General features: G+C 58.6%; 11 protein-coding genes. All 11 read right to left on the bottom strand.

Annotated elements, in window-relative coordinates; translation table 11 throughout:
* Positions 1-77: 77 nt before the first annotated feature.
* Positions 78-2,471, bottom strand: a complete 2,394-nt coding sequence (locus tag JRF57_10115; GenBank protein ID MBW2304056.1) for a xanthine dehydrogenase family protein molybdopterin-binding subunit — start codon at positions 2,469-2,471, stop codon at positions 78-80.
* A 23-nt stretch (positions 2,472-2,494) separates the two neighbouring features.
* Positions 2,495-2,968: a (2Fe-2S)-binding protein gene (locus JRF57_10110; GenBank protein ID MBW2304055.1), complete on the bottom strand. Its 474-nt coding sequence runs from the start codon at positions 2,966-2,968 to the stop codon at positions 2,495-2,497.
* 19 nt (positions 2,969-2,987) lie between these two features.
* The gene (locus tag JRF57_10105) at positions 2,988-3,863 is read right to left on the bottom strand and encodes an FAD binding domain-containing protein (GenBank protein MBW2304054.1); all 876 of its coding nucleotides are present in this window, start codon (positions 3,861-3,863) and stop codon (positions 2,988-2,990) included.
* A 12-nt stretch (positions 3,864-3,875) separates the two neighbouring features.
* Positions 3,876-5,171 (bottom strand): phenylacetate--CoA ligase, encoded by a 1,296-nt coding sequence (locus tag JRF57_10100; protein ID MBW2304053.1) that lies wholly within the window; start codon positions 5,169-5,171, stop codon positions 3,876-3,878.
* A gap of 350 nt (positions 5,172-5,521) precedes the next feature.
* Positions 5,522-7,150: a methylmalonyl-CoA mutase gene (locus tag JRF57_10095; GenBank protein ID MBW2304052.1), complete on the bottom strand. Its 1,629-nt coding sequence runs from the start codon at positions 7,148-7,150 to the stop codon at positions 5,522-5,524.
* A gap of 56 nt (positions 7,151-7,206) precedes the next feature.
* On the bottom strand, positions 7,207-7,608 hold the full coding sequence (locus JRF57_10090) for a cobalamin B12-binding domain-containing protein (GenBank protein ID MBW2304051.1): 402 nt from the start codon (positions 7,606-7,608) through the stop codon (positions 7,207-7,209).
* Between the two features lie 75 nt (positions 7,609-7,683).
* Entirely contained in the window at positions 7,684-8,394 is a 711-nt protein-coding gene (locus tag JRF57_10085; GenBank protein ID MBW2304050.1) for a GntR family transcriptional regulator, read from the bottom strand.
* Positions 8,395-8,414: 20 nt separating this feature from the next.
* Positions 8,415-9,548, bottom strand: coding sequence for an acyl-CoA dehydrogenase family protein (locus JRF57_10080; protein MBW2304049.1), 1,134 nt, complete (start codon positions 9,546-9,548; stop codon positions 8,415-8,417).
* 28 nt (positions 9,549-9,576) lie between these two features.
* Positions 9,577-10,758: an electron transfer flavoprotein subunit alpha gene (locus tag JRF57_10075; protein MBW2304048.1), complete on the bottom strand. Its 1,182-nt coding sequence runs from the start codon at positions 10,756-10,758 to the stop codon at positions 9,577-9,579.
* A gap of 33 nt (positions 10,759-10,791) precedes the next feature.
* On the bottom strand, positions 10,792-11,583 hold the full coding sequence (locus JRF57_10070; protein ID MBW2304047.1) for an electron transfer flavoprotein subunit beta/FixA family protein: 792 nt from the start codon (positions 11,581-11,583) through the stop codon (positions 10,792-10,794).
* A 118-nt stretch (positions 11,584-11,701) separates the two neighbouring features.
* Positions 11,702-12,892 carry a CoA transferase gene (locus JRF57_10065; GenBank protein MBW2304046.1) on the bottom strand — a complete coding sequence of 397 codons (1,191 nt, stop codon included), beginning with the start codon at positions 12,890-12,892 and terminating at the stop codon, positions 11,702-11,704.
* Positions 12,893-12,994 lie beyond the last annotated feature (102 nt).

The following is a 12,994-nucleotide window of genomic DNA, read 5'->3' as shown; positions in this document are numbered from 1 at the left end:
TCCGAGGGGTCTCCGTAATCCTTACTCTGAACCGAAGGAATCGGGATGGCCCGGGAAGGCCCATCCCCCGGATAGGCCTAACAGGCCGTTTTTTTCCCCTTCAAGGCATTGAGAATTTTTTCCGGGGTGATGGGCAAGTCCCGGATACGAACGCCGATGGCGTCATAGACCGCGTTGGCGATGGCGGGTGCGGTGGGAACCAACCCCGGCTCTCCCACCCCCTTGGCGCCGAAGGGGCCATCAGGGTCCTGGGTTTCCACGATCACTGCATCCACAGGGATCTTGTCCTTCGCGGTGAGCATCTTGTAATCACGGAAATTGCCGTTCATGACGCGACCGTTCTTGAGGATCATCTCTTCACAGAGGCCGTACCCCACCCCCGTGTATGCCGCCCCATAGATCTGCCCCTTCAGGAGGGTCGGGTTGATGGCCTTCCCCACGTCGTGGGCTGCGACGAGATTGAGGATCTTGACCTCGCCCGTCTCCCGGTCCACCTCCACCTCCACCCCGGTGGTACCGAAGGCATAGGTACAGGAGAGGTTTCCCTTGAGTTCCCGGTCGAGCATTTGCGTAGGTGGATCGTAGAAGGCCTCTCCCACCACCACCTTACTCTGCCCGGTCCCCACATGAAGGCCGGCCCGCAGGATCTTGTCCACATCCATGGTGAAATAGGGATGCTCAGGATCACTCTTGAGAAAGACCTTCCGGTCCCGGATATCCAGGTTCCCGGGATCCATGATCAGGCTGTAGTCCAGTTCCGGTTCCTGGAATTCGGGGTCCCTCCGCTTCTTTCGCCTGAAACCGGCCTTGATGAGTTTGGGCATCTGCTCGGAGGCCATTTCCAGGATCTGCCGCTTGACCTCGGCGCAGGCCAGGAGGGCCGCGTTTCCGGCCATGAAGGTATGCCGGCTTGCGTGGGTTCCCGCGTCCCACAGGGCGAGAGCAGTGTCCCCAAAGGTTAGGTTGATGTCCTCGGGCCTGAACCCCAGGGCTTCGGCCACCATCTGGGCGATGACGGTGGGGGACCCCTGCCCCTGGTCCGTTCCACTCTCGAATACATCCACCATACCCTGTTCATCCACCTTGATCATCATGCCATGGCCGTCGGACTTGTAGACCCGTGCCCCCCCGGCCACGTGGATCAGGGAGGCCACACCCACGCCCCGGCCGTTGCGCTTGCCCCGCTTCTCCTTCCAGTTCAGTTTATCCCTGACCGCGGTGAGGCACTCTTGCAGGCCACAGGAGGTGATCCGCAGACCCATGGGGGTGACTTCCCCGGAAAGGTTCCGGTTGATGAGCCTGAATTCCAACGGATCGATCCCCGCCGCCTCCGCAAGGCTGTCCATGGAGGTCTCCACGGCATAAGTGGCCTGGGGATTCCCGTAGCCCCGCATGGCCTGGGCATAGATGTTGTTGGTGTAAACACAGGTGGCCTTGAAACTCACGTTGGGAACGCGGTAGAGGGATGAAACGGGCTTCATCATGATGGAGGGGGTCGTAGCGCCCCAGGACGTATAGGCACCGTTGTCGAGGATCGCCTCCACTTTCCTGAAGGTGAGCCGTCCCTCCTTGTCGCATCCTTGCTCTATGGTGAACCGGGCGGGTTGACGCGGCGGAAGGGCCATAAATTCCTCTTCCCGGGTGAAAAGGATCTTGACGGGTTTGCGGGTCCTCAGGGCAAGCTGGATACAGATGAATTCATAGATATCCGTGTCCAGCTTGGTCCCGAAACTCCCACCCACAATGGGGTTGACGATCCGTACCTTCTTCCCCTTGAGCCCGATCTGGGAAAGATACTCGATGATGCGTTGCTTGTCCCCGAAGATGACGTTGGTCTGGTTGTAGAGGGTCAGGTTATTGTTCCCGTCAAACTCCGCGATGCAGCCGCTCGTACCCATACAACACTGGTTCACCCAGGTGGTGCTGACCTCGTCCGTGACCACATAGGCAGATTGCCTCCGGCCCTCCTCGATGTCCCCGTGGGAAAACTTCCAGGGAAGGGGCAGGATATTGGTTCGAACGGGCCTTCCTCCTGCGTCCACCTCGTGGATGAGAGGGGCGTCCTCCTTCATGGCCTCGACGGGGTCGAAAACCGCAGGCAGTTCCTCGTATTCCACCTTGATGAGGCCCAAGGCCTCCTCGGCCACATCGGGGTCCACTGCGGCCACCGCCGCCACCTCGTCCCGGAACTGGCGGACCTTGTCCTTTTTCAGGACCACCTGGTCCTTGAGAAAGCCTACCCTCACGTCCGGGATGTCCCGGCCCGTAATAACCGCACGCACGCCCGGAAGCGCCTCCGCCTTCGATGTATCAATGTGTTTGATCCTGGCATGGGCGTAAGTACTGTACAGAATCTTGCCGTACAGCATGCCCGGGCGCTTGAAATCATCGATATAGACGGCGCGGCCCGTCACCTTGTCGACTTCAATGGTTCTTGGAATGTTCTTCCCGACAAAGAGATACTCTGACATCGTGTCCTCCCTTGGTGATCCCCTCATTTTTCCGTCTTGGAGGCCATGTCGATGGCCTCAACGATCTGAACGTATCCGGTGCACCGGCAGAAATTCCCGGAAATGGCGGTCCGGATCTCCTCTTCCGTGGGGTCCGGATTCTTGTCCAGGAGGGCCTTGGCCGACATGATCATTCCCGAGGTGCAGAAGCCGCATTGAACGCCGTTGTTTTCCAGAAAAGCCTTCTGAAGCGGGTGAAGTTCACCCTCCTTGGAGGCCAGGCCCTCGACCGTCGTGACCGAGCGGCCCTCGATCTCTGGAATGGGGAAGAGGCAGGAGTTCACGGCCTCCCCGTCCACGATAACCGTGCAGGCGCCGCATTCGCCCACACCGCATCCCTCTTTGGCCCCCGTCAGCTCGAAGACCTCTCTCAGGGTTTTCAGAAGGTTCCAGGTGACCGGCACTTCCGCCGTTACGGGATCACCGTTCAGGGTAAAGGAGACGGTTATCTTTTTCATATTCTGCTCCTTGCTGTCGTCATCTGGTCTTGATTCGCTCCGCTGCCAGGCGGGCCATGCGCCGCACAAAAACGCCCACCATGTCCTGCCGGTACCAGGCCTCGCAACGGATGCTCGTTCTGGGGGTACAGCATTCCGGTGAGGAAGCGATCCGTCCGGCCTCCTCCAGGACCTCATCCGTCAAGGCCTTTCCCTTCAGGAAATCCTCCGCCGGGACCGCCCTTACCGGGGTTGGGGCGGCGACGGTCAAGGCTATCCTGGCGTCCCGGATCATTGAGCGGTCTTCCGAGAGATCGAGGGAGACCGCCACCCCCAGGAGGGGCAGTTCCATGGCCTTGCGCCGGGTATGTTTCCAGTAAGCGCTTCCATACCGACCCATCTCCTCCGGAATCCTGAACTCCACCAGGACCTCTTCCGGCTTCCTGGCCGTTCGGTAGGTCCCCACGAAGAATTCACTGATGGGAACCTCCCTCCTTCCCTCAGGACCTTCCAGGACCACGATTGCGTCCAATGCCAGCAAGGGGCCGGCGGTGTCCGCCGAGGGGGCGGCATTACAAATGTTTCCACCCAGCGTACCCACGTTCCGGATCTGCACCGAACCCACTTCGGATGCCCCGTCATGCAAGGCGGAGAGTTCTTCCCGGACGAGATCCGACTGCTCCAGCATCCGGTGGGTGGTGAGGGCGCCGATATGGTACCCCCCGTTCTTTCGGATGTAGCGGAGATCCGTGAGCCCCCTCAGTGAAATGAGGACTTCAGGGGCCTTCCGGGTTTTTCGGATCTTGACCATCACGTCGGTGCCCCCGGCCACGAGGGTCGCCCTGGAGCCGTATTCCTTGAGAAGGTCGAAGACCTCTTCGAGGCTCTTGGGCATGAGGTAGTCGTATTCAATCATGATTCCACTCCTTCAGGTATCATCGCGGTTGTCGAATACCCGCTTGCTCTTTCTTTCGCTCCTGGGAAGGCTTCCGTAGTCCACGATCTCGACCTCTGCGCTCACGAGGATCTGCTTCTTGATCTCCATGGCCACCAGTTTTCGGAGATCGGCGTCCCGGGCCTCCTCTACCCCGAAATCCCTCTCCACCTTCAGGGTCATGTAATCCTTCCCGTCTTCCTTTCTGTCGAGAATGATCTGGAACTCGCTTCCGATTCCCTTGATTCCGGACAGGACATGATCGATTTGGCCGGGGTAGATGTTCACGGCCCTGAAGATGATCATGTCGTCTGAGCGGCCCAGGAGGCGGTCGTGGCGGGGCATCAAGGAGCCGCAGGGGCACTGCCCCGGGATGAGGCGGGTGAGATCCCTGGTCCGGTAACGGATCAAGGGAACCGCCTCCTTTCGGAGGGTGGTCACCACCATTTCCCCCATCTCCCCCTCTGGCACGGGATCAAGGGTATCGGGGTCCAGGATCTCCAGGATGTAGTAGTCCGCCCAGTAATGGATTCCCTGGTGATGGACACAATCCAACCCGGTCCCGGGCCCGTAAAGTTCAGTCATTCCCGGAATATCAAACAGGTCCTCGAGTTCCAAAAGTTCCCGGATGCGCTGCCTCATGGCATCGCTCGAGCGCTCGGACCCGAAAATCATTTTCTTCAGGTTGATTTTTCCCTTGAGGCCCCTCTTCTGGATCTCTTCCGCCAAGAGAAGCCCCATGGAGGCCGTACAACACATGACGGTGCTCTGCATGTCCACCAGAAACTGGCATTGCATGTCCAGATTCCCCGGTCCGGCCGGAATGGCCATGGCGCCGAAGGCCTCGCAGGCCGTCTGAAAGCTGATCCCCGCGGTCCAGACGCCGTATCCAACGGCGATTTGAACCCGGTCTTCCGGCGTGAGGCCCGCCATCTCATAGCAACGTGCAAAGAAGTGGGTCCAGTCCTCTATGTCCTTGCGGGTATAGCAGAGGACCTTCCTCTTTCCAGTAGTTCCCGATGAAGCGTGAATCCTCACCACCTGCTCAAAGGGTACGGAGAGCAGGGGGAAGGGGTAGCCCTCCTGTAAGTCCTGGGCCGTGGTGAAGGGGAGCCTTCGGAGATCGTCGAGGGAACGAATGTCATCGGGGCCCACCCCGGCGCCTTCCAGCTTCTTTCTGTAGGCCGGAGATCCGTGGTAGGCGTGATTCACGGTCCATTTCAGCCCTTCGAGCTGAAGTGCCTGCAATTCCTCGTATGATCCCACCGTCGGCATAAAGGTCTTGCTCATGATTTACTTACCCCTTTTCCTTCATCCCCTGTTGGGTTTACAAGGGCTGAGGAGCCCGGATACCGCCTCGCCCTTCGGTTCATGGTCTCCACCCCCCAACATTCTCCCCTCTCCCACTCCCTCAGTGTTCAATACCGGGCAAAAGGAGGTTGATCAGAGGAAAGACGATCAGGATGGTCATACTGGTAATACCGAGCAGTTGCAAAAAAACGCCGAGGCAATGAATGCCAAACAAAATGTGCCCGCCGTGATGATTGTCCCTCATGTCTCACACCACCCTCTCGGTTGGCGAGGGATTAACGGTGGTCGACTTTCTCTCTTCACCTCCTTTCTCCTGCCGTTCACAAGGACTAAAAGATACTCGGCTCCACGTATTCGCCAAAAACATCCCTGAAGACATTGGCCATTTCACCCACCGTCGCATACCGCTTGCAACAATTCACCAGGAAAGGCATGACGTTTTCCTGTCCTTTAGCCGCCTTCTCCAGGTCCTTCAGGGCCTCGGCTACGGCCTTGTTGTCTCGTTTCTTCCTGAGTTCTTTGAGCCGCTGGATCTGGAGACGCGCCCACTCTTCGTTGTACTCGTGCAGTTCCACCTCCATGTCCACGCCCTCGGTGTACTTGTTCACCCCCACCTTGGTGACTTTCCCTTCCTGGAGCTTCCTCTCGTACTCGTATGCCTGCCGGGCCACTTCCCTCTGGACGTATCCAGTGGCCACGGCCTCGATCATACCGCCGATCTTCTCCACCTTTTCCATCTCCTCCAGGATCTTTTCCTCCATCTCCTTGGTGAGGGTCTCGATGAAATAGGATCCCCCCAGGGGATCCACCGTGTCCCGGAGGCCGATCTCGTCCATGAGAATCTGGAATGTCCTGAGAGACAGGAGGGCGGCCCTTTCGGTGGGGATGGTGTAGGCCTCGTCAAAGGAACAAAGGGCCGTGGTCTGGGCGCCGGAGAGGGCCGCCGCCAGGGCGTAATAGGCGCCTCTCACGATATTGTTCTCCGGCTGCTGCTTGGTCATACCCGATCCCCCGCCGCCGAAGATGCCCCGGAGGAAAAGGGCCTTTTCCTTCTTGACGCCGTATCGTTCCTTGAGCAGCCTTGCCCAAAGCTTGCGGGCGGCCCTGAACTTCGCCACAGTTTCCCAGAGATTACCGTACACATTCAGGTTGAAGGAAAACCTTCCCACGAACTCTTCCGCCTTGTACCCCCTGGCCACCACATTGTCGATGTAAGCAAAGGCGATCATGAAGGCATAAGAAATCTCCTGGGCCGGCGTGCAACCCGATTCCCGGATATGGTATCCGCAAATGGACACCGGGTTGCACCGGGGCAGTTCCTTCATGGAATACTCGATGGTATCCCCGATCAACCGGACGGCGGGCTCCACCGGGTAGACCCAGGCACCACGCCCGACGATTTCCTTGAGGATGTCGTTTTGGGGGGTCGCGGAGATCTGCCGCTTGTCATAACCGAATTTTGCCGCTACGGACTCGTACATGGCCAGCATAATAGAGGCCACGGCATTGATGGTCAGTCCCGACCCGATCTTGTCCAGACGGATGTCCTTGAAGGCGATCTCGAAGTCTTTCAGAGAGTCCACGGCCATCCCCACCCGGCCCACTTCTCCTTCGGCCATGGGGTCGTCGGAGTCGTACCCCATCTGGGTCGGCAGGTCAAAGGCCACGTTGAGACCGGTCTGGCCGTGGGATATCATCAGCTTGAACCGCTCGTTGGTCTCCTCCGGGGTGCCGAATCCCGTGTATTGACGAGTGGTCCAATTCCGGCTCCGGTATCCCAAAGGATGGAGGCTCCGGGTGTAAGGAAACCGGCCTGGATCTCCCAGATCCTTTTGATAATCGAACCCGATCCTTTCCAGGTCTTCCGGGGTGTAAACCGGTTTGACCTTGATCCCGGACTGGTAGATGACCTCCTGGATAGCGTCTTTTTCATCCTTGATGTAGGTTGCAACTCCCATTTTTTCCCTCCTGGGGCCCCCGCCGCCCCCGAACGCATTCCGGGTCTCTAGGTGCCTTACCTTCGAGAAACACGCTCCCGGATGAACTTCACGATCTCCTCAAAGGAGCTCCCCCCGGGGAAAACCCCCTCGATTCCCATCTCCTTGAGCACTGGTACGTCCTTGTTGGGAATCACTCCGCCCACCACGACGAGGACCCCGTCAAAATTCTCCTCTTTGATCAGGGACATGAGTTTCCTGCAGATAGGCACATGGGCGCCGGACATGATCGAGAGCCCGATGACATCCACGTCTTCCTGCACGGCCTGCTTAACGATACTGGGAACCGGTTGATGCAGACCGGTATAGATGACCTCCATCCCGGCGTCTCTAAGGGCATGGGCCACCACCTTGGCCCCACGGTCATGTCCATCCAGCCCGGGTTTCGCCAACAGGACCCTGATTTTTTTATCCGTCATTTTTTTCTTGTCCTCCCCGTACGGCCTGAATTCTCCACTCCCAGGGACCACGGGCGCGGCCCTCAAAGGAGGGAATCAGCCCTCATATTCCCTGTTCTCAAAGGCCTCAAGAACCACCCGTTGCCCCCTGAGGATATGTTCCCGGACCAGCCGCTCCACTCCCTCAAGGTCCCTGGCCCTAATGGCCCTCAGCATCTTCAGGTGGTCCTCGTTGCTGGTGCGCGCCATGTTGTCCACCTTGAGGATAATCTTCCTGAAGCGATAGATCTGGTCCCGAAGATCGTTGATCATCTTTATGAGCCTCGGGCTCCGGCTCAAGGCATAGAGCAGATTGTGGAACTCGGTGTTGATCTCCGGCAGTTTCTCCATTCGGCCCTTTTCAAGGCAGCTCTGAAACTCCCGGATCTTCGCCTCCAGTGGCAGCAGATCCTTTTCCTCGTGCTTTTCTGCCGCCAGCCGGGCGGCGTAGCTTTCCAGGACGCTCCTGATCCCGAAGGTCTCTTCGATATCCTGCCGGGTGAACCCCAGCACCGAAAAGCCGCCCCTCGGGAGCCTCTGGATAAGGCCTTCTCTTTCCAGCTTGTGAATGGCCTCCCGCACGGGTGTGCGGCTGATATCCAGACTGTTGGCGATACGGCTCTCCACCAGTCTGCTCCCCGGCGCGATGTCCCCGCGGATGATGGCCTGTTTGAGGCTCTCGAAGACATGCTCTCCCAGGGACTTTCGATGCGCAAACCGCCCCAAGGGCTCAAGATCGAGTTCCGCCGCTTCGCCTTTTCTGTTCATTTCCCCTCACCCCGTCAAAATTACAATCCGACCCACCGTGCAATGTTGGGCAAAAGCACCTCATGGGTCCCTCCTCCGTAAAGGAGGAACCGATTGTCCCGGTAATATCGCTGGGCGGTATATTCCATGGAATATCCATAGGCCCCAAAGATCCTCGTGACATAGTCCCCGGCCTTGCAGGCCGTCTCCGTGGCGAAATACTTGGCCATGGAAGATTCCTTGAGGCAGGGGATCCCGTCGTCGATCATGTGGGTCGCCTTGTAGGTAAGCAACCGGGAGGCCTCGATATCCACGGCCATTTCCGCCACCTTGGCCTGGATGAGCTGGAACTTGCTGATCGGTCTTCCGAACTGGATCCTTTCGTGTGCATACTTGATGGAGTCCTCCAGGGCGGCCTGGGAGAGGCCGATCGCAAGGGCGGCCGTCATGGTCCTGATCTCGGAGAGGATCTCAAGGAGGTTGTTGGTACCCTGGCCTTCCCCCCCGAGGCGGTACTCGAATGGAATGTGGCAGTTGTTGAAAGAGAGCTCCGAGATCTTGGTCGTCCTCGTACCCAGGAGATCAAAGGGCTTGCTCACCGAGACCCCGGGGGTCTCCCTGGGGATGAAGAAAAAATTAAGACCCTTCAGTTTCTTGGCCGGGTCCGTTTGACAGAGGACCGTGAAAAAGCTCGCCACCGGTCCGTTGGTCACCCATGTCTTCATGCCGTTGACGACGAAGCCCTTGTCCGTCTTCTTCGCGATGGTGTTGACGTTGGCCAGATCGGAACCCACCTCGGGTTCGGTCAGGAGGAAACAGCCGATCTTCTCCCCCTTCATGGCCGGGAGAAAATACTTTTTCCGCATCTCCTCCGTACCGTAGTGAAATAGAAAGTTGGTCCCCATCAGGCACTGCATGGCCGTGATGGCCGCCAGACTGAGGAGACCGCGGGCCAGTTCCTCCACGCATATACAGTAAAGGGTCGTGTTGCCCCCTGATCCCCCCTTATTGCGGGGATAACGAACACCCAGGATTCCCATGGCGGCCACTTTCTGGAACAGCTCCATGGGGAACTCGCCCTTCTCGTCCACCTCCTGGGCCACCGGGATCACTTCCTTGTCCACAAACCGGGCTACGCTATTACGAACCAGGTTTTCAGCATCGGATCTGATCATCTGATGAATCCTCCCTGCCGGAACCTCTTCAACCTTTTTTCAACCTGTTGATCAACTCGGGCACGACCTCGTGCAGGTCTCCCACGATTCCCCAGTCAGCCACCTGGAATATGGGGGCCCGGGGATCCCTGTTGATGGCCACGATGTACCGGGAATTCATCATCCCGGCCCTGTGTTGGATTGCGCCGGAGACCCCGCAGGCTATGTAGAGTTCAGGTCTGACCGATTGTCCTGTCTGTCCGATCTGGCGTTCCTGGGGTATCCACCCTTCTTCCACGGCTACCCGGGTCCCCGCCACTTCCCCTCCGACGGCCTCGGCCAATTTTCTCAAAACACCAAAGCCCCGGGCGTCCCCTACCCCGCGGCCCCCGGCCACGATCACCTTGGCCTGGGCGAGGTTCACGCCCTTCTTCTTTTCCCTCACGGACTCCAGCACCTTGGTGCCGATCTCCTTCTCCGTGATGGAAACCCGCTGTTTCACGATCTCCCCCTTCTTCCCCGGGACCCGCCTGGGTTCCATGATCCCGGGCCGGACCGTGGCCATCTGGGGACGTGAGTACCGGCTGGCGATGGTCGCCATGACGTTCCCGCCGAAGGCGGGCCGTGTCTGGAGAAGAATCTTCTCTTCCGGGTCGATGGTCAACTCAGTACAGTCCGCCGTAAGTCCGACCGCCACACGGCGGGAGAGCCTCGGTGCGAGATCCCTTCCCACATGGGTCGCCCCGATGAGCAGGATATTGGGCTTGTATTCCCTGATCCACTCCTCCATCACCCTGACATAGGAGAGGGGACGGTAATCCTTGAGGGCCTTGTAGTCGGCCAGGTACACCTTGTCCGCCCCGTATTCCATGAGGGTGGAGGCAAGACCAGACACGCCGTACCCCACCAGCACAGCGCAGACCTCCTGGTCCAGAGCCCCGGCCAGGTCCTGGGCCTTGCCGAGGAGTTCCAAGGAGACCGGGTGAAGCTCTCCTCCTCGTTGCTCCACGTAGACCCACACCCCCCGCCATTCGCTGAAATCCGGGATGCTCCTCGGCGTGATATCGCTCTTGATGGCCCCCTGCTTGCAAACCTCCAGGCAGGCCCCGCAAGAGGTGCACCGCTCCAAGACATGGGCCTTTTCTCCCTTCAATTCTATCGCCCCATAGGGGCAGGCCTTGATGCAACGTCTGCAGGCGTTACAGAGATCCGCTTCAATCCATACCGTCATGATTTACTCCCCTACCCTGTGATGGACTACGGCTCAAACGAGTCTCTTTTCCCTAAGCTTCTCCACCAGGGTTTCGACCGTCTCCCTGGCGCTCCCCTCCAGGATCTCTCCCTCTCTGCGGGCCTTGGGCGCAAAGGTGCGAATGACATGGGTCAAGGAGCCCTCCAGGCCTACCTGGCGCACCTGAGCCCCGATGTCAGCAGCGTTCCAGACCCGGATGGGGGCCTTTTCCCTGCAGGCCTCGATCAGGCCGGCAACGTGGGGATAGCGCGGAGTATTCATTTCCCCGATCACGGTGAGCAGGGCCGGAAGGGCGCATTGGATGCGCTCAAACCCGTCTTCCAGCCTCCGTTTCACGATGAGACTCTTTTTCCTGACTGCCTCTATTTCAAAGACATAGGTGACATGGGGGATATGGAGGTATTCAGCCACCTGCGGGCCGATCTGGGCCGTATCCCCGTCTATGGCCTGCCTACCGGCGATCACGAGATCGAAATCCCCGATCTTCTCCATGGCCAAGCCCAAAGTGGTGGACGTCGCCCAAGTGTCCGCACCGGCAAAGGCCCGATCGGTAAGAAGGATGCATTCATCGGCCCCCATTCCCATGGCCTCGGAAAGGGCGTCGATGGCCTGGGGAGGCCCCATGGAAAGGGCGATGACCCGCCCCCCAACCTGCTCCCTGATCCCGACGGCGGCCTCAAGGGCGTGGAGATCGTCCGGGTTGATGATGCTCTTGATCCCCTCCCGGATGAGATTTCCCGTCTTGGGATCCAGTTTGACCTCCGTGGTATCCGGCACCTGTTTGACCAGTACGATGATCTTCATGGTGATGAGTGCTCCATTGACGATGAAAATGAATAGGCCCACGCGGCGGTCTTTTCGGCCGAGAGGGCTAGGCGTGAAAAAGGCCCCGCCGCTTCCCGGTCCGCCTTGAGCGCGGGGACTAAATTACCTTTTTCTCTTTCAAATCCGCCAGTTGCTGATCCGAATAGCCCAGGATGCCGCCGTAGATGGCCTGGTTGTGCTCCCCGAAACGGGGAGGGAAAGAAAGCATGCGGCCTGCGCTCTCCAGAAAAGGGCTCATCACGGGGGGCGGCGCGAGGGTGATACGGAGTCCGGTTTTCGGATCCTCTGAATAGAGGAGCCGTCGCTCCACGAGGGGATCTGCAATCACCTCGGGGATCGTGTTGATTCGGCTGACGGGAAGGGTGATGGAATTGAACAGTTCGATGAGTTCACTGGAAGTGTGCTGGCTTGTAATCTCGTTGATGGCCCGGTTGATCTGATCCACGTCCTTGATCCGGCCCGCGTTCTTTTCATATTCCGGGCGGTCGAGGGACTTGAACATCTCCAGGGAAACCATGGATTTCCATTGTCGATCGTTCCCCACGGCAAGGTAGATAAACCCGTCGGAAGTCTTGTAAACCGAAACCGGACAGAAAAACTCGTGGGTGTTCCCCCTCCTGGAAATCTTCTTCCCGGTGAGGGTCGAGATGGTGATGGGGACCGTCAACCAGGAAACGGATGATTCGAACATCGATACATTGATACAGGCCCCTTCCCCCGTGACCTGTCGGCGGTAAAGGGCCTTCATCAATTCCCCGTATGCATGAACGCTGGTTCCCATGTCGGGGAGTGGGATTCCCAGGACCTGCGGATCTCCGTCGGCCTCCCCCGTGAGTTCCATGAGGCCTGATCGGGCTTGGAGGATGGGGTCGTAGGCCGCCTCGTTGCTGTCCGGACCGAAACCCGTAAGTCCCAGCCAGATGATGTCCGGCTTGATTTCCTTCAGGGTCTCGTAATCGATCCCCAGCTTCTTGTAATTCCTGGGAAGCTGGTTGGTTGCAAAGATATCCACCTTGAGATTGGTGATCAGGGAACGGAACAGCTCTCGGCCCTCCGGTGAGGCAAGATCCAAGGTCAGGGCCTTTTTCCCCGCATTGATGCAAAGGTAGTAGGAGTTCATTCGTTCCTCGTCCATGACCCTTTCTCCCACCATCCGGTTGGGGTCGCCATATACGGGATGTTCCAGCCGAATGACGTTCATCCCGTCATGGGCCAACCTGAAAGTAAGGTAGGGGAGGACGGTCGCCTGTTCGAGGGACAATACCGTGAGGTCCTTGAAAAGATCCATGAAACACCTCCAATGGGGATAGGGGAAAGGGTTAGCGGTGATTGTATCCCGGGGCCTTTTTGCGGAGTGTCGTCCTTATTTCCTGAGACCTTTGAAAAACGC

Source organism: Deltaproteobacteria bacterium, assembly GCA_019310525.1.
In the GTDB taxonomy this organism is placed as follows: domain Bacteria; phylum Desulfobacterota; class DSM-4660; order Desulfatiglandales; family HGW-15; genus JAFDEE01.
This window is presented reverse-complemented; position numbering and strand designations above follow the sequence as displayed.

Excerpts from the sequence above, each read along its gene's own strand:
- JRF57_10080 (MBW2304049.1), bottom strand. The coding sequence starts at position 9,548 with ATGATCAGATCCGATGCTGAAAACCTGGTTCGTAATAGCGTAGCCCGG.
- JRF57_10090 (MBW2304051.1), bottom strand. The coding sequence starts at position 7,608 with ATGACGGATAAAAAAATCAGGGTCCTGTTGGCGAAACCCGGGCTGGAT.
- JRF57_10110 (MBW2304055.1), bottom strand. The coding sequence starts at position 2,968 with ATGAAAAAGATAACCGTCTCCTTTACCCTGAACGGTGATCCCGTAACG.
- JRF57_10065 (MBW2304046.1), bottom strand. The coding sequence starts at position 12,892 with ATGGATCTTTTCAAGGACCTCACGGTATTGTCCCTCGAACAGGCGACC.
- JRF57_10095 (MBW2304052.1), bottom strand. The coding sequence starts at position 7,150 with ATGGGAGTTGCAACCTACATCAAGGATGAAAAAGACGCTATCCAGGAG.
- JRF57_10105 (MBW2304054.1), bottom strand. The coding sequence starts at position 3,863 with ATGATTGAATACGACTACCTCATGCCCAAGAGCCTCGAAGAGGTCTTC.
- JRF57_10085 (MBW2304050.1), bottom strand. The coding sequence starts at position 8,394 with ATGAACAGAAAAGGCGAAGCGGCGGAACTCGATCTTGAGCCCTTGGGG.
- JRF57_10115 (MBW2304056.1), bottom strand. The coding sequence starts at position 2,471 with ATGTCAGAGTATCTCTTTGTCGGGAAGAACATTCCAAGAACCATTGAA.
- JRF57_10075 (MBW2304048.1), bottom strand. The coding sequence starts at position 10,758 with ATGACGGTATGGATTGAAGCGGATCTCTGTAACGCCTGCAGACGTTGC.
- JRF57_10100 (MBW2304053.1), bottom strand. The coding sequence starts at position 5,171 with ATGAGCAAGACCTTTATGCCGACGGTGGGATCATACGAGGAATTGCAG.
- JRF57_10070 (MBW2304047.1), bottom strand. The coding sequence starts at position 11,583 with ATGAAGATCATCGTACTGGTCAAACAGGTGCCGGATACCACGGAGGTC.